This is a genomic window from Buchnera aphidicola (Cavariella theobaldi), assembly GCF_964059165.1.
Classification (GTDB): Bacteria; Pseudomonadota; Gammaproteobacteria; order Enterobacterales; family Enterobacteriaceae; genus Buchnera; species Buchnera aphidicola_BO.
The window spans coordinates 470,212-493,711 of the sequence record NZ_OZ060413.1 but is presented as its reverse complement, the minus strand read 5'-3'; the positions used below and the strand labels follow the sequence as shown (position 1 = coordinate 493,711).

Sequence of the window (23,500 nt, the reverse complement as noted above, 5' to 3'; positions counted from 1 at the left end):
ATTATAGATGCAATAATATTTTTTTTTTTTTTGCGTATATTTATATATAGATAAATGCAGTACGTCTTTATATTTTTTATTTTTAGTATTCTATAGGAGAATAGTTTATCATTTAATGATAATCTCTTTTTTAATTGAATATATATTTTTCATGTGAAGGTAATATAGATGTCCAAGATTAAAGGTAATGTTAAGTGGTTTAATGAATCTAAAGGGTTTGGTTTTATTACTCCGGAAGATGGAAGCAAAGATGTATTTGTGCATTTTTCAGCAATACAAAGTAATGGATTTAAAACTTTAGCAGAAGGTCAAAGTGTTGAATTCGAAATTACTGAAGGAGCAAAAGGACCGTCTGCTGCTAATGTTATTAGTTTATAGATTTATTTATTTGATTTTTTTTATTTAAAATAAATATGTTCTTTATAGTACGGATTCTTATAGAACCGTACTATTTGAAAATAGTTTTAAAATGATATTTTATTTTTTTTTATAATACTATTCTTACTATATTAATTTTACTAATTTCATGATACAAAATTTCAATTTGTTCAAAATTTTTCGCGCATATTGTAATAGAAACGGATAAATAATTTCCTCTATTACTTGATTTTACTTGAGGTGTATAATCTCCAGGAATCTGAATTTGAATGACTCTTATTATTTGATCAATAAGTTCAGGTTGTGATAAACCAATGATCTTATAAGTAAAAAAACAAGGGAATTTTAACATTTCTCGTAATTTTGTCTTCATTATTAATCCTGGTTTTATTTTTTTTATAAAAAATCGTGAAAATTAATTATAATAAATTTATAAAAAATATTACATATTTAATATTAAATTTATACTTTTTATCAATAATATTAATTTTATATTAGCATATTAAAAAAATGGAAATAAAATATTATGTTAAAAATTTTTAATACATTGACATGTAAAAAAGAAATTTTTAAGCCTATTAAAAAAAACAAAATAAATTTGTACGTATGTGGTGTCACTGTAGATAATTTTTGTCATATCGGACATGCTCGTACTTTTACAGTATTTGATATGATCGTGCGATATTTGCGAAATTCCCATTTTGATGTCACATATGTTCGCAATATTACGGATATTGATGATAAAATTATTACAAAATCAATAAAAGAAAATATAGATATTAATATTTTTACTAAAAATATGATTAATGCAATGTATAAAGATTTTGCCTTGCTAGATTTATTAGTTCCTGATGAAGAACCTCGTATTACAAATTATATACAAGATATCATTAATGTTATTAGCGAATTAATTGATAAAAAATATGCTTATATTAATCATGATAATGATGTAGTGTTTTCTATTGATAGTAATTGTGATTATGGATCTTTATCTCATCAATCTATAAAATTATTAGCTTCTGGATCACGTATTCCAATAAATAATATGAAAAAAAATCCATTAGATTTTATATTATGGAAAAAAGAAACAAATCATAAATTTTCTTGGGATGCACCATGGGGTCGCGGCCGTCCCGGATGGCATATTGAATGTAGTGCTATGATTAAAGTATTTTTTGAAAATTGTTTAGATATTCATGGAGGCGGCTCTGATCTTTTATTTCCACATCATGAAAACGAAAGAATACAATCTTTATCATTAGATAAAAAAACAAAAATTAATTTTTGGATGCATTCCGGAATGGTAGTAGAAAAAAATAAAAAAATGTCAAAATCATTAGGTAATATACATTTTTTAAAAGATATTTTAAAATGTTATGATGCCGAAAGTGTGCGTTATTTTCTTTTATCAACACATTATCGGCAACCTATTCACTATTCTACAAAATCTCTTGATCAAGCTCGATCTTCACTGGAACGTTTATATTTAGCGTTATATGATACTAATCCTATTTCTAATGTATCAGCAGGAAAAAATTATATCATCGATTTTACAAATGCAATGAATGATGATTTTAATACACCACGAGCTTTTTCTGTACTTTTTTGTTTATCTCGTGATATTAATTGTTTAAAAAAACAAAATATAATGCAAGCCAATTTATTATCGTTTAGATTACGTTCTTTAGGGGGTTCTTTAGGTTTTTTATTGCAAAAACCTGAAAATTTTTTGCAAAAAAAAAGTTTTTTTGATTCTTCTGAAATTCAAAAAATAGAGCTTTTAATCCAAAAAAGAAATATTGCTAGACATGCACATCATTGGATAGAAGCAGATAAGATACGAGACCAATTGCTATCTCAAGATATCTTATTAGAAGATTGTCCCACAAAAACGAAATGGCGTAAAAAATAAATAATATTAAAATTTTTTTAGTTAAATATTAACTATCATGATATTTTTCACATGCTTCTAATGTATTTTGTAATAATGTTGTTACAGTCATAGGTCCCACGCCACCCGGTACAGGCGTTATATACGACGCTCTTAAAAATGCTGAATCAAACTCGACATCACCAACTATATCACCATTAGATAATCTGTTGATGCCTACATCGATAATAATAGCTCCTTTTTTAATCCATTCGCCTTTTAAAAAATTCGGCTTTCCTACAGCTACAACTAACAAGTCAGCATCTTTTATATGTTTTTTAAGATTTTTAGTAAAACGATGCGTTATCGTAATAGTGCATCCTGCTAATAGTAATTCTAAACTCATAGGTCTTCCAACTATATTAGATGCTCCAATCATAACTGCATGTAACCCATGAGTTTTTATCTTATAGTGTGTTAGCATCGTAATAATTCCTTTGGGAGTACATGCTCTTAATTTTGGCTCTCTTTGACACAAAAATCCTATATTATATGGATGAAATCCATCTACATCTTTATCTGGTATAATACTACTGAGTATTTTGATATAATTAATATGGATAGGTAATGGTAATTGTACTAAAATTCCATCTATTTTTTTATTTTTATTTAATTTATGAATAAGAGTTAATATTTCTTGTTCACTCGTATCTTCAGGAAATGACCAATATTCCGAGAAAAATCCCACATTTTTACATGCTATTTGTTTTTTTTGTACATATATTTGAGATGGAATATTAGATCCGATTAAAATTATAGCTAATCCTGGCACTCTTTTTTTTTCTTTCTTTCTATTGAAAACTTTTTTTAAAATTTCAAATTGTATTTTTTTAGAGATTTTATTGCCATTAATAATTATTGCTGACATTAGTAGTAACTCTATAAATTTTATTTTGTAATTGAAAAATTACTATTATCATTCTATAATTTTTTAATACAAATAATATAGAATATTACTAGTAATTTATTTTTATATATATTATATTAGTTGGGTATTCATTTTTTTACGCGCTCTTAGCTCAGATGGATAGAGCAACGGCCTTCTAAGCCGTAGGTCACAGGTTCAAATCCTGTAGAGCGCATTAAAAATTTTATAAAAATTATTTTTTTTTTAAGATATTATCTATATTAGATTTTATTTTTAATAGTTTATTAGCACCATTAATTTTAAAATACTTTAATTTTTTTTTTATGTGTTCTTCTTTATAATATTTTGTTAATGGATAAGTCATTTTCATATACTCTTCTAATCTTTTTTGAACAACTTCTATTTTGTCATCGTCTCTAATATCTAATTTTTCTCCAGTGATATCATCTATTTCCTGTTTTTTTGGAGGATTAAATTTTATATGATAAATACGACCAGAAGATTTATGGATTCTTCTGCCAGATAGACGTTCTAATATTAATGCATTTGGTATTAATAATTCTAAAACATAATCAATTTTAATTCCTTGATTGGACAAAAGTTCAGCTTGTGTAATATTTCTTGGAAAACCATCTAATAAAAATCCATTATGACAATCTTGTTTTTGTATTCTTTGTAGTAGTAAATAACAAATAATATCATTATCAACTAGTTTTCCTTGAATTATATTATTTTTTATTTTTGCACTTATCTTGTTGTTCTTCTTAATATTTTCACGCAGAAGATTACCTGTAGATATATGTGGAATTTTATATTTTTTAATAATAAATTCTCCTTGAGTACCCTTACCTGTTCCTGGTGGACCTAATAGAATAATGCGCATTTTATAAAATGTTCCATAATTATGAAGATTACTACTAGATAGTAGTAATCATATTTATTTATTGCATAAGTAATTGATTCATTCTTGCAATGAATTTATGTGGATTTTTTAATGTTCCTTTTTCAGACAGTAAAGATTGATCTAATAATAAATAAATCCATTTTTTAAATTGGTCTTCATCTTTTATAGAACATATTTTTTTAATCAGATTATGTTCTGGATTAATCTCAAAGATATATTTTATTTCGGGAACTGTTTGACCGGCTGCAGAAAATAATTTAGCCATTTGTGTTGTCATTTCATTAGAATCGCTAATAACCATACAAGGTGTTTCTGTAAGTCGATTGGTTAATCGAACTTCTTTTACATCATTTTTTAGAATATTTTTTGCTTTTTTTAAAAAATCTATTATTTCTGTTTTTAGTTCATGGTTATTTATTTTTTTTTCTTCTGCTAATGCGTTTAATGAAATATCCTCTTTACTTATAGATTGAAATTTTTTTCCTTCGAATTCGACTAGATAGTTCATCATCCACTCATCAATTCTATCGGATAATAATAATACATTAATGTCTTTTTTATTAAATAATTCTAAATGAGGACTATTTTTTGCAGAAATATAACTATCTGCAGTAATGTAATATATTTTTTCTTGTTTTTCATGCATTGTAGATATATATTCTTGTAATGATAATGTTTGTTCTGAATTTTTATTTTTAGTTGATGCAAATCTTAATAAATTTGCAATTTTATTTATATTTTTATTATCTTCTGCTGGTCCTTCTTTGAATATTAATCCAAATTGATTCCAAAATGTTTGATATTTTTCAGTATTATTTTTTGCTAGTTTTTCTAACATATTTAATGATTTTTTTATTAATGCCTGTTTTAAATTTCGTGTAATTCTATTATCTTGTAGAATTTCACGAGAAACATTTAAAGGTAAGTCATTAGAATCTATTAACCCTCTTATAAACCGTAAATAATTAGGAAGAAATTCATGTGAATTGTCCATAATATAAACACGTTTTACATATAATTTTAAACCATGTTTATTATCTCTATTCCATATATCCCAGTCTGCTTTTTCGGGAATAAATAATAAACTAATATATTCTTGTTTTCCCTCAACTCTGTTATGGCTCCATGTTAATGGATTATTTTGATCGTTTGTAAGATGTTTATAAAAATCTTTATATTCTTTTTCTGTAATAGACGATTTATTTAATGTCCATAATGCTTTAGCTGTATTTATTTGTTCCCAAGAATAAGTTTTATTTTTTTCATCATATATTTGTATTTTTATTGGAATCATAATATGATCAGAGTACTTACTAATAATACTTTTAATACGCCATGTATCTAAAAACTCTTCTTCTTCTTCTTTTAAATACAAAGTAATTTCCGTACCGATATTTTTTTTGATAATATTTTTGATACTATATTCACCTTCTCCGGAAGATTCCCATAAAACTCCTTTGCTAATATCAGAATTAGCGTATCTAGTTTTTACAGAAACTTTATTAGATACAATAAATGAAGAATAAAAACCAACACCAAATTCACCAATAAGCGTATTTTTGTCATTATTTTCATTTTTTAAAGAATGAATAAATTCTTTAGTGCCTGATTTAGCAATTGTACCTAAATTATCAATAGTATCTTGTCTAGTCATTCCAATACCATTGTCATTTATAATCAGTGCTCTTTGTGCTTTATTTACAGATATTTGTATATTCATTTCAATATCGTTTTTATATAATTCTGGAGAAGATATCGATTTAAATCTTAATTTGTCAATAGCATCAGAAGCATTAGATATAAGCTCTCTTAAAAAAATTTCTTTATTTGAATATAAAGAATGAATCATTAAATGTAATAATTGTTTTACTTCAGATTGAAAATGATATGTTTCTTTTTTTTGTACGCTCATCTTTCGATCTCATTTTAAATTATAATTATAATTTTTTATTAGTAGAATAATTATTAATATAATTAGATTAGTTTGTATTGTGATATAAATAAAAAATATTTTATCCTGGTATATTAAATCCAGGTGGAAGTTGCATGCCTGTAGAAATAGAAGACATTTTCTTTTTTTGAGCTTCAGCGATTTTTCTGGTAGCATCATTAAAAGCAGCAGCAGTTAAATCTTCTAACATATCCTTATCTTCTGTTAACAAACTGGGATCTAATTCTACACGACTACAATTATGTGCTCCATTAATAGTAATTTTTACCAATCCCGCGCCGGATTCTCCTGTTACTTCCATTTTGGATATTTCTGATTGTATCTTCGCTACTTTATCTTGCATTTCTTGAGCTTGTTTCATTAAATTACCTAAACCACCTTTAGTAAACATATTTTGTATTCTCTTTTTATTTTTTCATAAAATGTGATTTTGTATTTTATAAATTTTTCATATTAATATAATATCTTCTTTTTTCCATATCATATTAAATTTTTCTTCTAATAGTATTATATTTTTATCTTCTTTCATTATTGTATATGCTTCTTTTAATTTTAGCGTATATTTTTTGAGAGAAAGATTAGAAGATATAGGTATATATGATATATTTTTTTTTTGTTGATCTGTTATGCATGATATATTATTTTTTTGAGATAATATTTTTTTTTTATTTTTTAATATTATGTTAGTAATATTGTTATTATTATTCATAGTAAATATAGGTATCTCTGTTTATTCATTTTATATTAAGTAATTTAATTATTTTATAAAATTTATTTTGTTTTTTTTATTGCGTTGATTGCTCGTAATAAAGTCATTTCGACTCCTATTTGAGGGTTAGGTGCAAATGGTAATTCTTTTCTGCCATGTAATATAATTTGATAGCATAATTGAATATCATTTTTATTAACGATATTTTTTATATCATTTATTTTATATGTATAATATTCTGTTTTTTGATTTTTCCATAATAATGGAAAAGATTGTATCATAGCTATATGATGTAAATAGCGTAATATTTCAATTAAAACATTATCCCATTCTACTATATGTATTCTTATATCATTTAACAATGATATTGTTGTTTCTGAATTTTTTTTTAACATAGAAAATGTTATTGAAAAAATTTTTTCGTGTGTTGGTATTCCAAGCATGTCTATGACATTTTTTTTATTTATTTGACCATTCCCAATGGAAATTGCTTGTTCTATGAGATTCAGGGCATCCCTCATACTACCTTGAGAATAATAAGAAATCATTTTTAAAGCATCATCATCACCATTTATCTTTTCTTTTTGCAAAACATATTTTAGAAAATGTAATATTTTTTCTGGAGATAGTATTTTTAAACTAAAATGTAGGCAACGAGAAATAATAGTATTGGGTATTCTATTAATATCTGTTGTTGCTAAAATAAATTTTACATGTTGAGGAGGTTCTTCTAGAATTTTAAGAAACGCATTAAAACTATGACGCGAAAGCATATGCACTTCATCAATTAAATATATTTTAAATTTTCCCCTAGTAGGAGAATAATATACATTGTCTAATATTTCTTTTATTTCTTCTACTTTAGTGCGCGAAGCTGCATCTACTTCAATAAAATCTAGACATAATCCTTTTTCTATTTCAATACAAGTAATACATGTTCTACAAGGGGTATATGTAATACCTTTTTGACAATTTAGACATTTTGCTAATAGTCTAGCTATAGTTGTTTTTCCTACACCTCTTGATCCGGAAAATAACCATGCATGATGAATACGACCGAGAGACAAACTATTACATATGGCCATTACCACGTTTTCTTGGCCAATAATTTTTTTAAATGATTGCGGTCTCCATTTTCTTGCAAATATTTTATAATTCATACAATATATTCTTTTTTATTAAAAATCTATTTTATCATATTTCAATATTACATAATCATTTTAACTCTATCTTATTTTAGATATTTTTAAATAATAAAATTTTTATTTATTTTTAAAATATGAGTTGTAAAAAATATTTTTTTTTGAGATAATATAATTATAATTTTTATATACATATAACTAAAAATTAATTCAATATAATATTAAGCTTTCTGTTAGTCTCTCACACTGTAAAATTGAATAAATAGTCAGGTCTGGAAAGAAGCAGCTAGATCAAGTAATACAGGTGTGGTGATAAAGCTAACAGAAGCTTAAAATATAATAATTTTAATTATAAAACGATTGAAATTGAAATATTTCCCAATAACTACCTCTCTTTTTTAATAACTGATCATGTGTTCCAGATTCAATCATCCGTCCTTTTTCTAAAACAATAATTCGATCTGCTTTAACAATAGTTGACATACGATGAGCGATTACAATTAATGTAGAGTATTTTTGTATAGACAACAAAGTTTTTTGTATTTTTTGTTCTGTTTCTGAATCAATATTAGCAGTTGCTTCATCTAATATTAATATCTTAGGCCGTGTTACTAATATTCTTGCAATAGCTAGTAATTGTTTTTGGCCTATCGATAATATATCACCTTCCTCTCCCAGAGGAGAATAAATACCTTTTGGCATAGACAAAACTAATGACGTAAGATGAACAGTTTTTAATATTTTCCAAATATTTTTCTCAGATATTTTTCTTCCAAGAGCAATATTTTCAAAAAAAGTATCTGCAAGAATTATTGGCTCTTGTTCTACCATTAAAATATTTTTTCGTAAAATATCATGATCAATGGAATTAATTGGTTTATTATCTAAATAAATTTGACCATGTTTAATCTCATAAAATCCCATTAATAGATTTGCTAGAGTACTTTTTCCGCATCCAGTATGACCAACCAATGCAATAAAATTTTTTGATTGTATGTCGATATTAATATTATATAATGTATTTTTTACATTATTTTTATAACAAAAGTCAAGATTCGTAATGTTAATCGTTCCACTTGTAAAACTTTCTTTATTATTTCCATACTTTTGTTTTGGTAAATCAATAATATTAAAAACTCTTTCACCTGCAACAATAGCTTGCTGTAATATAGATTGCTGAACAGTAATAGTAATTAATGGTTCACTAAGACGACTTAAATATGTGATAAATGCATACAAAACACCTATTTCTAAAATACCGATAGGAAAAGAACTAAATATAATAATAAATGCACATAATATTAAAGAAGAAACTAAACTTAATAAAGGTCTTAATAAAAAACTATCTAATTTTAATATTTTTATACGTTCTTTATAATATAAGTCACTAATTTTTTTTATTTCTTTTTCAAATCTATACTGTTGTCGGAATTGTTGAATTATATTTATTCCTTTAATGCTTTCATTAAATTTATTATTAATTATTGCATTATAATACCGTATTTTTCTTAAAAATGGTGTGCTGTAATATTGATATAATGTCATTATTATGATAATTAATGGTATCATTAATCCCGATACTATTGCCATATGCCATTCTAAAGCGAACATAGTCAATAATATAATCAACATAAGAATTATATTACGTAATAGATTTGGAATTACTGTGTCATACAGTTCCTTTATAACTTCAGTATCATTGGTGATTTTTGAAAGAATAGTGCCTATAGGTTGAGAATCAAAATAATGAATCGGTTGATATAAAGTACTATTCATAATATTTTTACGTAATTTATTGATAATTTGTACGGATATATTAGTAAATAGAATGCTTTGAAAATAATTACAAAATACTGATATTAATTGTAATATTATAAATAAAATAATTAATATGATACTTAATGTTAAATTTAAATCTTGTTGAATAGTAATATTTTTAACAAAATAATTTATTAAAACAGGCCCTAATACTTCAGAGATAGCTCCAATTAAAATTAAAATACATGCAAATATTATTTTTTTTTTCCAGGGAATCGTATAAATCAGTAAACGTTTTAAAATAGTCCAAAATTCAATAAGACAATCCATATTATAAATTTTCACCTATTTTTATGGTTATTTTTACTTTATTTCTAGTTTTTGGTAATAATACATATTTTTATACCAATTATCTTCTTTTTTTAAAGAAATATGATTACCACGCTGTGTAATTAATCCATTTTTCATTACTATAATTTCGTCTGCATGCAATAATGCAGATAAACGATGTGCACAAATAATCAATGTATGTCTAGTTTTTTTCCAATGATAAATATTTTTTAAAATATTATATTCAGTTTTACCATCTACAGCAGATAAGGAATCATCTAATATTAGTATTTCAGCATCTAATAGTAATGCGCGTGCAATTGATATACGCTGTTTTTGACCGCCTGATAGTGCAATTCCGCGTTCTCCGATTTGGGTTTGATATCCTTTAGAAAAATTTAAAATATCTTCATGAATATTTGCTATTTGCGCGGCTTGTTCAATTTTTTTTAGAGATATCTGAGGATTTCCTAAAGAAATATTATTTTCTATCGTGTCTGAAAATAAAAATATGTTTTGATTCACGATAGCAATACGACTTCTCCATTGATCAATATTTAATTCTGATAATGGTAATGAATGATAACATATATGACCGTTTTTTATTTGAAATTGTTGTTGGATTAAATTTAAAATAGTAGTTTTACCAGAACCCGTGGGTCCGCAAAGACCCAAAATTTTTCCAGGATGCAAAGTGATTTGAATATCTTTCAAATTTGCGTAATGATTGTTTGGATAAAAAAATGAATGGATATTAATATTTAATATACCTGGATTTTTGGGAATAGATTTTTTTTTAGATTGAATATTTTTTTTGTTTTGCATTACAAGATTCATTCTATTCCAAGCTGCACTGCCCCTTTCAAGAATATTGAACATCCATGCAAACGCTAACATAGGCCAAATCATTAATCCAAGATACATAATAAAAGTAGTTAATTGACCTATGGTAATAATTTTATGGCCAAGCAACCAACTTCCTCCAATAACAGCTAATAAGTTTGAAAAAGCTACTGATAAGTAAATTACAGGATCGAAACAAGCATCTATTTTTGATACTTTTATATTTTTTTTTCCTGCATTTTTAATTATTTGATAAAATTTTTCTTCTTGTTTTTTTTCAATACCAAACGCTTTTATCATACGAATACTGCTCAATATTTCTTGTGTTTCAGTATTTAATAAAGAAAAAGCAGATTGAGATTGAGTAAAATGATAATGTAATTTTTCTCCATATTTTTTAATTAAATAAGCCATAATCGGCATTGGTATTAATGAAAAAATTGTCAATAGAAAATTTATTTGTATACTCATTATTATTAATACTAAAATACCCATTACTAATGAATCAACTAATGTTAAAACACCTTCACCAGCCGCAAAAACTATACGATCGACATCATTTGTAGCTCTAGCCATTAAATCGCCAGTACGATTTTTTAAAAAAAATTTTTGATTTTGTTGACTAAGATAAGAATAAAATTTTACTCGTAGTTCAGTTGCTAGCTGATAAGAGGCGCTAAACAAAAGTATTCTCCATATATATCGTAAAATATATACCACAATAGAAATTAATACAATCATACCAACACCAGGTAACATAGTCGTACTATGAATGTTATCTTTAACAATACAGTCTATTAATATTCCAATTATTTTAGGTGGAATTAATTGTAAAAAAGCAATTACAATTAAAAGCACAATAGATCCTATATATTTTTTCCATTCTCGTATAAAATACCATTTTAATTGTTTAAATAAGATCACAAAGAATCCTAACAGTTAATATATATAAATTTAATATTGATATCACAATTTTCTTGTAAGTACCAATGTGATAGGAACAATAATATTTTGTACTATTTAGTGATTATAAAAGAATTTTATATTGTTGTTTTTATACATAACATTTTATGTTCATTTTTTAAATGGAATTAAATCCTATTTCAGTATTATTTTTTTTTTAATATTTTTCAATAATTTTCTTTGTCTTAAGGATAATTTGTTTGATATATATATTATTAGATAATAATTATTATAATAATTATTTTTATCTCGGTATTTTGTATATATTTTCGATTTTTTTTGAATATCTTTTATATGCTTGTATATAATTAATAAATATATAATATCTTTTTGCATCTTTAAATTTTTAAATTTATTCTTTGCATTTTTATGATAATCATGAATCATGCATGTTTTAAAAAATATTAATTAAAAAATAAATTTTTTTAATTAGAACATTAAATTTATTTTCTTGATCATAAAAATTGTAAGAAATTTCTTGTTTATTGTTTTATATAATTTTAAAGAATTTTATATTTAATTTTTTTTAAATATAATTAAAGTATTTTAATATTTTTTTTAAATAAAATTATTTTAGATAACATGCTTTTTTTATTAAAAAATCGATTTTATATCTGTAGAAATAATTTTTTTGCAATATTTACTTAATATACTTTCCTTAAAATAGACACCATAAGATCTTTAAATCTTATAGATATTTTCAAAATTATCAATTTTTAGTTAGAATTCACATAATACTATATATTTTTTTTCCACTAAATTCGTTTATAATGATACTGTTATATAATTTTTTCTGTAGTATAAAGATTATTTCACTGTTGAAAAATACTTTCTCTTTGTGTTTATTTTTTTTGATTGTATTATATTTTTTTAATATTAATCATTTTTTATTAAAGAATTTTTTTATAAGAGAATCATTCTATTATTTATGATTTTTAATTTTTAATAAAATATTTATATTTATTAATACATTTACTATTCTCATTGTTCAGAAAATAAATAATTAAAATAATTTTTCTTTATCGTATATAGTTAATTTTAATTTTTTTTATTATCAGAAATATTAAAAATTTTTCACTAAATATTGTATTTTCTTCTTGTTTAGAATATGAATATTTTCTATATGCATAATTAAATTCTGTGTATTTAACTGCAGCGATATATTTTAATTGTTATAAGGTGTATAACTAAAAATAGTACTTAATATTAATGAGACAATAACGATTCCCAATACCGATTTTACAATTATATTTTTTAACCATAATTTTATATTCTTCATATTAAAAATTAAATTATCCTAATAGTTTTTTAAAAAGAATATTTTGCGCGCAACGGCTGACAATTTATTTTGTCAGCCTTATCAAAATATAGGATGAAATTTTTTGTATATTTAAATATAAGGTTTGTTTTGCAATGCTAATTCCAATACTTCTTGAATTTTTTTTACTGGATGTATTAACAATCCTTCTATAATATTGTGAGGTATTTCTTCTAAATCGTTTTTATTTTGATATGGAATTACAACTATTTTAATACCTCCTCGATGTGCAGCTAATAATTTCTCTTTTAAACCTCCAATTGGTAATACTTGTCCACATAATGTAATTTCACCTGTCATGGCAATATTAGATTTTATAGGATTATTCGTTAAAGATGATACTATAGCAGTACACATTGCAATGCCTGCGCTAGGACCATCTTTTGGAGTTGCCCCTTCAGGTACATGTACATGTATATCATTTTTTTCATAAAAATTTTCTTGGATATTTAATTTTTTTGCCTGAGATCGCACTACTGTTAATGCAGCTTGAATAGATTCTTGCATAATTTTTCCGAGAGATCCTGTATAAGTTAGTTTTCCTTTTCCGGATATACAAGCTGCTTCAATAGTCAATAGTTCTCCCCCTACTTCTGTCCAAGCTAATCCGATGACTTGTCCAATATGATTGGAGCTTTTTCCTTTACCATAATCAAAACGTTTAATTCCTAGAAATTTTTTTAAGTTTTTTTCATTTATTTCAATATGTTTTATAGTTTTATCTAATAATATATTTTTGACGACTTTTCGACAAATTTTAGAGATTTCACGTTCTAAATTTCGGACTCCAGCTTCTCGAGTATAATAATGAATAATACTTGTAATAGCGCAGTCGGTAATTGTTAGTTCATCTTTTTGTAATGCGTTTCTTTCGATTTGTTTCGGATATAAGTATTTTTTAGCTATATTTAATTTTTCATTTTCTGTATATCCTGAAAGCCGAATAATTTCCATTCGATCTAAAAGCGGTGCTGGTATATTCATAGAATTAGATGTAGCTACAAACATCACGTCAGAAAGGTCGTAGTCTACCTCTAAATAATGATCATTAAAATTTATATTTTGTTCTGGATCTAATACTTCTAATAGTGCTGATGCTGGATCCACTCTTATATCACAAGACATTTTATCTATTTCATCCAATAGAAACAAAGGATTTTTAACTTTTGCTTTAATCATTTTTTGAATAAGTTTGCCCGGCATAGAACCTATGTATGTACGTCTATGACCTCTAATTTCAGCTTCGTCTCTAATACCTCCCAAGGCCATTCTGACATATTTTCTACCTGTAGATCTTGCGATAGATTTGCCTAATGAAGTTTTTCCTACACCTGGCGGTCCAATTAAACATAAAATAGGTCCTTTGACTTTTTTCATGCGAGTTTGTACTGCTAAATATTCCAATATTCTTTCTTTTACTTTTTCTAGACCAAAATGGTCAGCATCAAGAATTTTTTTAGCCTCTTGTATGCTGCGTTTGATTTTTGTTCTTATACTCCATGGAACTTGTATCATCCAATCAATATAACTTCGAACGACTGTAGCTTCTGCTGACATAGGTGACATCATTTTTAATTTTTTTAGCTCTGCTTCCGTTTTTTCTTTTGCTTCTTTAGGCATTTTTGAAGAATTTATTTTTCTTTTTAGTATTTTATTTTCATCAACAATGTCATCCATATCGCCTAATTCTTTTTGTATTGCTTTTATTTGTTCATTTAAATAATATTCCCTTTGGCTTTTTTCCATTTGTTTTTTAACACGATTTCTAATTCTTTTCTCTATTTTCAGTAAATCTATTTCTGTTACCATAATAACCATTAAAAATTCTAATCTTTCATTGGTATTATATATTTCTAAAACTGATTGTTTATCAGATAATTTTAATGGCATATGAGCTGCAATTGTATCTGCTAGTTTTTCAGCATTTTTAATATTACTTAAAGTATTTATTATTTCTGATGGAATTTTTTTATTGAGTTTAATATAGGATTCGAATTGATTCATAGTTGTTCGAATTAAAACTTCTTGTTTTTTCTCTAATATTTCTGCAGGAATAATAACTTCTACTTCTGCAACAAAGTGTTGACCGTCATTGGTTAATTTTTTAATACAAGCACGTTGAACTCCTTCTACCAGTACTTTAACAGTACCATCTGGTAATTTTAATGTTTGTAAAATAGAACTGATAGTACCTATATTAAATAAATCATTTTCATTAGGTTCATCTTGAGTAGCTTCTTTTTGTGCAATTAACAGAATTTTTTTGTCGTTTTGTATTGCCGTTTCAATACAATGAATTGATTTTTTACGGCCTACAAATAAAGGAATAACCATATGAGGATATACAACGACATCGCGTAATGGTAAAACAGGAATTGTAATGCGTTCAGAACGCTCAGAATTCATAGAGCTCTCTCTTAGTTGAATTTCCGCTATTTTTGAAAATACAAGATTATAAATTATACCGTTGTAGCTATAATTATTTCATTTTGGGGATGTTATTTGGCATTCTATACTAAGCAGTTCGCAAAATAAAAGGGGCTGTTCCTTTTGTTTGAAATATTATATATTAATGATTTAACTATTAAACACGCTATGAGATTTATTTTTTTCTAATATTATCTTAGGTGATGAATTGGTATTAACGACTTCTTTATTTATTAACACTTTTTTTACATGTGTCATAGATGGTAACTCGTACATCGTTTCGAGTAAAATATTTTCAATAATAGATCTTAATCCTCTAGCACCTGTATTGCGAGACATTGCTTTTTTTGCTATGGCTATAATAGATTCTATATTAAATTCTAATTTTACCTTGTCCAATTCAAATAAAGTTTGGTATTGTTTAATTAAAGAATTTTTGGGTTCACATAATATTTTGATTAATGTGTTTTCATTTAATTCATTTAAAATAGTTATTATAGGCAATCGACCAATAAATTCGGGTATGAGTCCAAATTTCATTAAATCTTCTGGTTGTACTTTTTCTAAAGTATTGTTTTGAGATAATTTTTTATTCTTTTTCTTAACCATTGCAGTAAAACCAATATTATTACCCGTGTCTATTCTTTTAGTAATAATTTTAGATAAGCCTAAAAATGAACCAGAACATATAAATAAGATATTCTCTGTATTAATTTGAAGAAATTCCTGTTGAGGGTGTTTTCGACCGCCTTGAGGAGGGACTGATGCTATTGTTCCTTCAATTAACTTTAAAAGTGCTTGTTGTACTCCTTCTCCCGAAACATCGCGAGTAATTGAAGGATTATCAGATTTTTTTGCTATTTTGTCAATTTCATCTATATAAATGATACCAATCTCAGCTTTTTTTATATTATATTGACATTGTTGTAGCAATTTTTGAATAATATTTTCAACATCTTCTCCTACATAGCCAGCTTCTGTTAAAGTAGTGGCATCAGCAATAATAAATGGTACATTTAATTTTTTAGCAAGTGTTTTCGCTAATAATGTTTTTCCACTACCGGTGGGTCCGATGAGTAAAATATTACTTTTTCCTAATTCAATGTTATTTTTTTTTTCTATAATATTACGAAGCCGTTTATAATGATTATATACAGCAACGGACAATACTTTTTTTGTTTTATCTTGCCCGATGACATATTCATCAAGATATTTTTTAATTTCATGCGGTTTTGGCAATGATTTAAGCGTGCTTGTTGTATCCTCTTGCTGTTCTATTCTTTCTTCTAATATAATATTATTACATAATATAATACATTCATTGCAAATATATACTAAAGGACCAGCAATTAATTTTTTTACCTCTTTTTGATTTTTACCACAAAAAGAACAATAAAGAATTTTCTTCGTATCGTCTTGTTTTTTATCTATCACTCTCACACCTCTATATTATATTGATTTTTTTTGAATAAATAGATTTTTTTATTGACGATTAGTTAAAACAAAATCAATTAATCCATATTTTTTAGATTCCTCTGCTGATAAAAAGCAGTCACGATCGGTATCTTTATTAATTTTTTTTATTGTTTGACCAGTATGTAATGCAATTAATTGATTAATGGTTTTTTTTATTTTTATTATTTCACGAGAATGAATATCGATATCGGATGCTTGTCCTTGATAGCCACCGAGTGGTTGGTGAATCATAATTCTTGCATTCGGCAGACAGGATCTTTTTCCTTTTGTGCCGGAAGCTAATATAAATGCACCCATAGAGCATGCTTGACCCATGCAAATAGTGTGAATATCTGGTTTAACAAATTGAATAGTATCATATATAGACATTCCTGATGTAATAATACCTCCTGGGGAATTAATATATAAAAATATATCTTTTTCGGGATTTTCAGATTCTAAAAATAGCATTTGAGCAATAATATTATTCGCCATACTATCTTCAATAGTACCTGTCATAAAAATTATGCGTTCTTTTAATAAACGCGAGTATATATCGTATGCTCTTTCTCCGCGTGAATCTTGCTCAACTACCATAGGAATGAAAGATTGTGCAGATATGATTTTTTTATTTTGAATATTCTGGTTATATAGCATTTTTTATTCCTAAAAAAGATTACAGTATTTTACTGTTGATATTTTATTGCATCTAGTTATTCAGTATAATATAAATCATCATCAATTCTTTTTTTAGTATAATATATAGCTTCATCTAAAGTATAATGTTCTTTTTTGATTTTTATTGTTTTCAAGAGTAATTGCATGACCTGCATTTCTAGTTCAATATTTTTTATTTTTTCTATTAAATATTTATCTGTTTTATATAGATTGATAATTTCTGATGGTTTTTGATAATTTATAGATATTTTTTTAATAAGTTGATCAACAGTGTTAGAATTTGTTAACAATTTTTTTGTGGTAATAATATTTTGAAAGATTAAAGAAATATGTACATTTTTTTTAGCTTTTTCTTCAATATTTATATGATATTTTTTTTCTAATATGCTACCTTTATTTTTTTTGTATCTTTTTTTATTATTATAAAATAATTTTTGTGTTTCTTGTTCAATCAAGAGGCCTGGTATTAAAATAGGATTCGCTTTAATTAATTGTTCTATAATCTGATTACATAAATAATCATCGCTTATTTTTTTTATTTTTCTGTTTATTTTCTGCTCTGTTTCTTTATAACATAATGCAGAAATATTATTTTTTAATAAAACAACATTTCTATTTTCTTTTTCCTCTATTGTGATGATTTTAATTTTTAATATTATATCTTGATTTTGTAGTATTTTTTCAGGATGAAATTTAGAAAATTTAATTTTAATAAAAAATACATCATTAATACATTTATTAATAATTTTAAAATATAATTGAGGTATAATAATATCTTTAGAAACAATAAAATAATCTTTTTTGTTAAATTTTTGGATGATTTGATTATGTATATAAAGTTGATAATCTATTAAAACACGATCATTCATTTTAATAGATCTGTTTACTTTTTTCCAAGCATTGAAACATCTTTTATCTTTTTCTATTTGTTTTAAAATATCTTTTTTGTTAATTTTAGCTATTATTTTTTTTGCGTGAATTAATTCAATATCTTGTATTTGAAATATTGGTTTTGATGCGTATATTACAGAATATTTGAAATATTTTATATCATCACCAGTGTCTTCTGGATGTATATAATATTTAGGTGATCCAATAACTTCTATTTTTTCTTTTTGTGTGAATTCATTAAAAAGTTTTTGCATTAGTGTATTCAAAACATCATAATAAATTTTATCACCATATTTTTTTTGGATAATATTAATAGGAATTTTGCCTTTTCTAAATCCATTGATATTTTCGTTTTTACTGATTTCATTTAATCTTTTAAAAATTTTTTTTTGAATGGTGATTTTTGAAATATTAATGGTTACTCGATTTTCTGAATTTTTATTTTTTTCTATTAAGAATTTCATTTTTACTCCAAATCAATCATGTTCATTAAATCATGTTATATATTCTCGTATTCATAAAATTAATTTAAAATAAGACAAATATTAGCATATATGCTTATTTAATATGATTAGTAATATTATGTTACATGTTTATCGTATTTTTTTAAAACATGGTATTTTACCAATTTTGTTGTCATGTTTATTTTTCCATTCAATTATAGTATAAGTATTCAGTGTAATTGAATATATTTTATTTTTTACTGTTTTTTTTAAAATTTTAAAAATTATACGATGTCTAGTTACCCAATTTTTTTTGATAAAATCATCGCTAATAATAGTTATTATTAAATGAGTGAGACAATTTTCGGAATGATTATGAGATGTGCTATCATCGTAAATATCCATCAAGTGGATATTTATATTAGATTTTAAATTTTTTTTTATTTTTTTTAAAATCATGAATTCTATATCCTTAATATCTTAAAAAGATAAAATATTAAAATTTTTAATGAAAAATACAGTGTGATCTAAAATTTTATCAATGTTTAAAAAATAATTCAATTGTTTCAAAAAATATTGCTATTATTTATTTTATTTTAATAAAATTTTAATATAATACTAAAATAATTAAATTATATTATTAAAAATAATATTCAATCGGATTTGAGGTTTTTAATGACATGTACAAAATACAGAAATATTTTTAAAAATGTATTGTTTTTTTTAATTATGTTTTTTTTGAATGGTTGCGATAGTTCATTATTCAATCCTAAAGGTATGATCGCAAGAGAGGAGTTGTCACTAATATTACTGTCTTTTTTAATGATGCTAATAGTAGTATTGCCAGTAATTTTTATGACTATATATTTTTCTAGAAAATATCGTTCTTCAAATAAAAATCAAATATATACGCCTGATTGGTGTGATTCAAAAAGAATAGAAATAGTAGTATGGTCTGTGCCCATTATAATTATATCTTTTTTGGGATTATTAACTTGGCATTACAGTCATGTGCTAGCACCAAATAAGTCTATACAATCTGAATTAACCCCAATAAAAATAAATGTTATAGCATTAGATTGGAAATGGTTATTTATTTATCCAGAATATCATGTTGCTACTATTAATGAAATTGTATTTCCGATAAACAGACCTGTTATATTTAATATTACTTCTAATTCTGTTATGAATTCTTTTTTTATTCCCGCTCTTGGCAGTCAAGTTTACGCTATGCCTGGGATGATAACACAATTAAATATCATTTCTGATACTGTAGGGCAGTATAAAGGAATATCTTCTAACTATAGTGGTTTAGGATTTTCAAATATGAAATTTACTGCCATAACTGTTGAGAATGATTTTATTTTTAAAAATTGGATAGAAAATATTCAACATTCTTCGCATGTACTAAATAATATGGACCAGTTTACAAAAATAGCTGTGCCGAACGAAAATTATTCTATACAATATTTTTCAAGAGTTAATGATAGTTTATTTTATCAAATAATTAATCAGTTTCATATACATAAATTTCCTTGAATAAAAATGAATTAAACACAATATTTGCTAAAAAATTTGGAGAAATAAAAATGTTTGGCAAATTGCATTGGAATGTTATTCCTTATCACGAACCTATTATTATGATTACTTATATTGCTATTATTTTGATTACGTTATGTATTGCATTTAGTATTACATATTATCAAAAATGGCAATATCTTTGGTATGAATGGGTCACTACAGTAGATCATAAAAAAATATCTATTATGTATGGTATTTTAGCTTTTATCATGTTATTTCGTGGATTTGTCGATGCCATATTAATGCGTTCTCAACAAGTGCTTGCATCATCTGGTCATGCAGGATTTTTACCACCTCATCACTATGATCAAATATTTACTGCTCATGGCGTGATAATGATTTTTTTTGTTGCTATGCCATTGGTTATTGGATTGATGAATTTAGTAATTCCTTTACAAATCGGGGCTCGAGATGTTGCTTTTCCATTTCTTAATAATTTAAGTTTTTGGCTGACAGCTAGCGGTGCTATTTTAATTACTTTATCTTTAGGAATTGGTGAATTCGCGCAAACAGGCTGGTTAGCTTATCCTCCGCTATCAGGTATTCAATATAGTCCCGGAGTTGGAGTAGATTACTGGATTTGGAGCTTGCAAGTTTCTGGTATTGGTACTACATTAACAGGAATTAATTTTATAGTAACAATCTTAAAAATGAGAGCACCAGGTATGAATTTTTTTAAAATGCCAGTTTTTACTTGGGCGTCTCTATGTACAAATATTCTGATCGTTATTTCTTTTCCTGTTTTAACTATTACTTTAATTTTATTAACATTGGATCGCTATTTTAATTTTCATTTTTTCACTAATGATTTAGGTGGAAATATGATGATGTATGTAAATTTAATATGGATCTGGGGTCATCCAGAAGTATATATCTTAGTGCTTCCCGTTTTTGGTGTATTTTCTGAAATTGTTGCAACTTTTTCTAAAAAACGTCTATTTGGGTATGTTTCGTTAGTGTGGGCCACTTTAGCAATTACAATTTTGTCTTTTATTGTTTGGTTGCATCATTTTTTTACTATGGGCGCCAATGCAAACATTAATGCTTTTTTTGGTATTACCACTATGATTATAGCTATTCCGACTGGAGTAAAAATATTTAATTGGTTATTTACTATGTATCAAGGTCGAATATACATGCATTCTACCATGTTATGGACTTTAGGGTTTTTAATAACTTTTTCTATTGGTGGTATGACTGGGGTATTATTATCTGTGCCTCCGGCTGATTTTGTTTTACATAATAGTTTATTTTTAGTCGCTCATTTTCATAATGTAATCATTGGTGGAGTAGTATTTGGATGTTTTGCTGGAATTAATTATTGGTTTCCTAAAATGTTTGGTTTTACTTTAAATGAGATTTGGGGTAAACGTGCATTTTATTTTTGGATCACTGGTTTTTTTATAGCTTTCATGCCTTTGTACTTTTTAGGTTTAATGGGTATGACACGTCGTTTAAGTCAAAATATTGATTCTCATTTTCATATATTATTATGTATTGCTGCTATAGGTTCTCTTTTAATTGGTATTGGAATAATATGTCAAATTATACAATTTTTTGTTTCAGTTAGAGATCGTAAAGATAATATGGATGTGACTGGAGATCCATGGGATGGAAGAACATTGGAATGGTCTACATCTTCTCCCGCTCCTGTATATAATTTTGCTATCATTCCAACCGTTCAAGATAGAGATCATTTTTGGAGTATAAAGAAAAATAATAAAAAATTAATAAATAATGAATATCACTGTATTCATATGCCAAAAAATACTGGTTTAGGATTTATAATTAGTATTTTTTCTTTATGTTTTGGATTTGCAGCGGTATGGCATATTGTCTGGATATGTTTATTATCTTTCTTAACTATTATAATGAGTTTACTAATTAAAAGCCTTGATGAAAATAATGAATATGTTATATCCATTCATGATATCAAAAAAATAGAACACAAACATTTAAAAAAATTAGATATATAGGTTGAAAATGATTAGAAATAAAAAAATTAACAATTGCTTAAATTCTACTGAAAAACATCATCTAGATGTAAGAAATAATAAATTATTAGGTTTTTGGATTTATTTAATGAGCGATTGTATTATTTTCGCTATTCTATTTGCAGTATATGCTATATATTCTTCTAGTGTGTCAAAATATTTAATACATTTAAATTTTTTTAAATTATCTTTTATTTTATTAGAAACATTTATATTATTAATAAGTTCTTTATCATGTGGAATAATGGGTATTGCTGTATCTAAAAAAGAAATAAAAAAATTTTTTTTATATTTATTCTTGACATTTGTCTTAGGTTTATTGTTTGTTTGTATGGAAAGTTATGAGTTTTATGAACTAGTTATGAAAAATTTAGGTCCAAGTCGACATGCTTTTTTTTCTGCTTTTTTTACATTAGTAGGAATTCATGGTTTGCATGTTTTTTTTGGTCTTATGTGGATTTTAACAATATTTTATCAAGTAAAAAAAATAGGTTTTACTGATTGTGTTTGTACTCGTATTACATGTTTTAGCTTTTTTTGGCATTTTTTAGATATTATATGGGTTTGCGTATTTACTTTTGTTTATTTAAATGGAGTTATTTGATGTCTAATACTTTACAAGATAATGCATATTATTATGAAAAGATAAAATCTTATGCATTAGGTTTTCTATTTTCTATTATTTTAACGGCGTTATCTTTTGTTATAACAATGACACATTTTTTTTCAAACAAAATAAATTATATTACTATTATCATATGTGCGATAATGCAAATTTTTGTTCATTTTGTGTATTTTTTAAATTTAAATTTTACTTTCCAAAAGCATTGGTACGTTATTTCATTGCTATTTGTCATGATAATTGTTTTCATTATTGTATTTGGATCTATATGGATTATGTCTAATCTTAATCATCATATGTTATTGCATTAAAATA

General features: G+C 25.2%; 20 protein-coding genes, 1 tRNA gene and 1 other RNA gene. 8 read left to right on the top strand and 14 right to left on the bottom strand.

Annotation, left to right across the window (positions count from 1 at the left end; translation table 11 throughout):
* The first annotated feature begins 168 nt into the window (after nt 1-168).
* Nucleotides 169-378, top strand: a complete 210-nt coding sequence (gene cspE, locus AB4W59_RS02170) for a transcription antiterminator/RNA stability regulator CspE (protein ID WP_009874442.1) — start codon at nt 169-171, stop codon at nt 376-378.
* 109 nt (nt 379-487) lie between these two features.
* Here the strand turns inward: cspE and ybeD are convergent, their stop codons facing one another.
* Nucleotides 488-751, bottom strand: coding sequence for a DUF493 family protein YbeD (ybeD, locus tag AB4W59_RS02165; protein ID WP_367673018.1), 264 nt, complete (start codon nt 749-751; stop codon nt 488-490).
* 153 nt (nt 752-904) lie between these two features.
* Between ybeD and cysS the strand changes: the two genes are divergently transcribed.
* Nucleotides 905-2,290 carry a cysteine--tRNA ligase gene (gene cysS, locus AB4W59_RS02160; protein WP_367673017.1) on the top strand — a complete coding sequence of 462 codons (1,386 nt, stop codon included), beginning with the start codon at nt 905-907 and terminating at the stop codon, nt 2,288-2,290.
* A gap of 28 nt (nt 2,291-2,318) precedes the next feature.
* On the opposite strand, the gene folD is transcribed toward cysS, so the two are convergent.
* Nucleotides 2,319-3,176, bottom strand: coding sequence for a bifunctional methylenetetrahydrofolate dehydrogenase/methenyltetrahydrofolate cyclohydrolase FolD (gene folD, locus AB4W59_RS02155; RefSeq protein ID WP_367673016.1), 858 nt, complete (start codon nt 3,174-3,176; stop codon nt 2,319-2,321).
* A 140-nt stretch (nt 3,177-3,316) separates the two neighbouring features.
* Between folD and AB4W59_RS02150 the strand changes: the two genes are divergently transcribed.
* A tRNA-Arg gene (locus AB4W59_RS02150) sits at nt 3,317-3,390 on the top strand.
* A gap of 18 nt (nt 3,391-3,408) precedes the next feature.
* Here AB4W59_RS02150 and adk read toward each other — a convergent pair.
* The 5 genes from adk to dnaX all read right to left on the bottom strand — a co-directional run bounded on the left by adk (nt 3,409) and on the right by dnaX (nt 7,900).
* Nucleotides 3,409-4,059, bottom strand: coding sequence for an adenylate kinase (gene adk, locus AB4W59_RS02145; protein ID WP_367673015.1), 651 nt, complete (start codon nt 4,057-4,059; stop codon nt 3,409-3,411).
* A 58-nt stretch (nt 4,060-4,117) separates the two neighbouring features.
* The gene (gene htpG / locus AB4W59_RS02140) at nt 4,118-5,992 is read right to left on the bottom strand and encodes a molecular chaperone HtpG (protein ID WP_367673014.1); all 1,875 of its coding nucleotides are present in this window, start codon (nt 5,990-5,992) and stop codon (nt 4,118-4,120) included.
* A 100-nt stretch (nt 5,993-6,092) separates the two neighbouring features.
* Nucleotides 6,093-6,422, bottom strand: a complete 330-nt coding sequence (locus tag AB4W59_RS02135) for a YbaB/EbfC family nucleoid-associated protein (protein ID WP_367673013.1) — start codon at nt 6,420-6,422, stop codon at nt 6,093-6,095.
* A 57-nt stretch (nt 6,423-6,479) separates the two neighbouring features.
* Entirely contained in the window at nt 6,480-6,740 is a 261-nt protein-coding gene (locus AB4W59_RS02130) for a hypothetical protein (RefSeq protein ID WP_367673012.1), read from the bottom strand.
* A 62-nt stretch (nt 6,741-6,802) separates the two neighbouring features.
* On the bottom strand, nt 6,803-7,900 hold the full coding sequence (gene dnaX, locus AB4W59_RS02125) for a DNA polymerase III subunit gamma/tau (RefSeq protein WP_367673011.1): 1,098 nt from the start codon (nt 7,898-7,900) through the stop codon (nt 6,803-6,805).
* Between the two features lie 213 nt (nt 7,901-8,113).
* On the opposite strand from dnaX, the gene ffs reads away from it, so the two are divergent.
* Nucleotides 8,114-8,209, top strand: an RNA gene (gene ffs, locus AB4W59_RS02120) — signal recognition particle sRNA small type.
* A gap of 18 nt (nt 8,210-8,227) precedes the next feature.
* Here ffs and AB4W59_RS02115 read toward each other — a convergent pair.
* The 7 genes from AB4W59_RS02115 to AB4W59_RS02085 form a co-directional block, all read right to left on the bottom strand.
* Nucleotides 8,228-9,970: a SmdB family multidrug efflux ABC transporter permease/ATP-binding protein gene (locus AB4W59_RS02115; RefSeq protein ID WP_367673010.1), complete on the bottom strand. Its 1,743-nt coding sequence runs from the start codon at nt 9,968-9,970 to the stop codon at nt 8,228-8,230.
* A 33-nt stretch (nt 9,971-10,003) separates the two neighbouring features.
* Nucleotides 10,004-11,737 (bottom strand): SmdA family multidrug ABC transporter permease/ATP-binding protein, encoded by a 1,734-nt coding sequence (locus tag AB4W59_RS02110; protein WP_367673009.1) that lies wholly within the window; start codon nt 11,735-11,737, stop codon nt 10,004-10,006.
* Between the two features lie 1,429 nt (nt 11,738-13,166).
* Entirely contained in the window at nt 13,167-15,500 is a 2,334-nt protein-coding gene (gene lon, locus AB4W59_RS02105) for an endopeptidase La (protein WP_367673008.1), read from the bottom strand.
* A gap of 171 nt (nt 15,501-15,671) precedes the next feature.
* A complete protein-coding gene (gene clpX / locus AB4W59_RS02100) occupies nt 15,672-16,955 on the bottom strand; it encodes an ATP-dependent Clp protease ATP-binding subunit ClpX (RefSeq protein ID WP_367673007.1) in 1,284 nt (427 codons plus the stop codon).
* 48 nt (nt 16,956-17,003) lie between these two features.
* Nucleotides 17,004-17,633 (bottom strand): ATP-dependent Clp endopeptidase proteolytic subunit ClpP, encoded by a 630-nt coding sequence (gene clpP, locus AB4W59_RS02095; protein WP_367673006.1) that lies wholly within the window; start codon nt 17,631-17,633, stop codon nt 17,004-17,006.
* A gap of 56 nt (nt 17,634-17,689) precedes the next feature.
* On the bottom strand, nt 17,690-19,009 hold the full coding sequence (gene tig / locus AB4W59_RS02090; RefSeq protein WP_367673005.1) for a trigger factor: 1,320 nt from the start codon (nt 19,007-19,009) through the stop codon (nt 17,690-17,692).
* A 129-nt stretch (nt 19,010-19,138) separates the two neighbouring features.
* Nucleotides 19,139-19,447: a BolA family protein gene (locus AB4W59_RS02085; RefSeq protein WP_367673004.1), complete on the bottom strand. Its 309-nt coding sequence runs from the start codon at nt 19,445-19,447 to the stop codon at nt 19,139-19,141.
* 216 nt (nt 19,448-19,663) lie between these two features.
* On the opposite strand from AB4W59_RS02085, the gene cyoA reads away from it, so the two are divergent.
* The 4 genes from cyoA to cyoD are packed head-to-tail and all read left to right on the top strand — an operon-like array spanning nt 19,664 to nt 23,496.
* Nucleotides 19,664-20,527 (top strand): ubiquinol oxidase subunit II, encoded by an 864-nt coding sequence (gene cyoA, locus AB4W59_RS02080; protein ID WP_367673003.1) that lies wholly within the window; start codon nt 19,664-19,666, stop codon nt 20,525-20,527.
* Between the two features lie 50 nt (nt 20,528-20,577).
* On the top strand, nt 20,578-22,545 hold the full coding sequence (gene cyoB, locus AB4W59_RS02075; RefSeq protein WP_367673002.1) for a cytochrome o ubiquinol oxidase subunit I: 1,968 nt from the start codon (nt 20,578-20,580) through the stop codon (nt 22,543-22,545).
* A gap of 7 nt (nt 22,546-22,552) precedes the next feature.
* Complete coding sequence (gene cyoC, locus AB4W59_RS02070; protein ID WP_367673001.1) at nt 22,553-23,167, top strand: cytochrome o ubiquinol oxidase subunit III; 615 nt, start codon at nt 22,553-22,555, stop codon at nt 23,165-23,167.
* On the top strand, nt 23,167-23,496 hold the full coding sequence (gene cyoD, locus AB4W59_RS02065; RefSeq protein ID WP_367673000.1) for a cytochrome o ubiquinol oxidase subunit IV: 330 nt from the start codon (nt 23,167-23,169) through the stop codon (nt 23,494-23,496). Before cyoC ends, cyoD begins: the two co-directional genes overlap by 1 nt.
* Nucleotides 23,497-23,500: the final 4 nt, after the last annotated feature.

Excerpts from the sequence above, each read along its gene's own strand:
- cysS (WP_367673017.1), top strand. The coding sequence starts at position 905 with ATGTTAAAAATTTTTAATACATTGACATGTAAAAAAGAAATTTTTAAG.
- AB4W59_RS02085 (WP_367673004.1), bottom strand. The coding sequence starts at position 19,447 with ATGATTTTAAAAAAAATAAAAAAAAATTTAAAATCTAATATAAATATC.
- cspE (WP_009874442.1), top strand. The coding sequence starts at position 169 with ATGTCCAAGATTAAAGGTAATGTTAAGTGGTTTAATGAATCTAAAGGG.
- AB4W59_RS02115 (WP_367673010.1), bottom strand. The coding sequence starts at position 9,970 with ATGGATTGTCTTATTGAATTTTGGACTATTTTAAAACGTTTACTGATT.
- AB4W59_RS02130 (WP_367673012.1), bottom strand. The coding sequence starts at position 6,740 with ATGAATAATAATAACAATATTACTAACATAATATTAAAAAATAAAAAA.
- ybeD (WP_367673018.1), bottom strand. The coding sequence starts at position 751 with ATGAAGACAAAATTACGAGAAATGTTAAAATTCCCTTGTTTTTTTACT.
- clpP (WP_367673006.1), bottom strand. The coding sequence starts at position 17,633 with ATGCTATATAACCAGAATATTCAAAATAAAAAAATCATATCTGCACAA.
- htpG (WP_367673014.1), bottom strand. The coding sequence starts at position 5,992 with ATGAGCGTACAAAAAAAAGAAACATATCATTTTCAATCTGAAGTAAAA.
- AB4W59_RS02135 (WP_367673013.1), bottom strand. The coding sequence starts at position 6,422 with ATGTTTACTAAAGGTGGTTTAGGTAATTTAATGAAACAAGCTCAAGAA.
- cyoC (WP_367673001.1), top strand. The coding sequence starts at position 22,553 with ATGATTAGAAATAAAAAAATTAACAATTGCTTAAATTCTACTGAAAAA.
- lon (WP_367673008.1), bottom strand. The coding sequence starts at position 15,500 with ATGAATTCTGAGCGTTCTGAACGCATTACAATTCCTGTTTTACCATTA.
- dnaX (WP_367673011.1), bottom strand. The coding sequence starts at position 7,900 with ATGAATTATAAAATATTTGCAAGAAAATGGAGACCGCAATCATTTAAA.
- tig (WP_367673005.1), bottom strand. The coding sequence starts at position 19,009 with ATGAAATTCTTAATAGAAAAAAATAAAAATTCAGAAAATCGAGTAACC.
- folD (WP_367673016.1), bottom strand. The coding sequence starts at position 3,176 with ATGTCAGCAATAATTATTAATGGCAATAAAATCTCTAAAAAAATACAA.
- adk (WP_367673015.1), bottom strand. The coding sequence starts at position 4,059 with ATGCGCATTATTCTATTAGGTCCACCAGGAACAGGTAAGGGTACTCAA.
- cyoA (WP_367673003.1), top strand. The coding sequence starts at position 19,664 with ATGACATGTACAAAATACAGAAATATTTTTAAAAATGTATTGTTTTTT.
- cyoB (WP_367673002.1), top strand. The coding sequence starts at position 20,578 with ATGTTTGGCAAATTGCATTGGAATGTTATTCCTTATCACGAACCTATT.
- cyoD (WP_367673000.1), top strand. The coding sequence starts at position 23,167 with ATGTCTAATACTTTACAAGATAATGCATATTATTATGAAAAGATAAAA.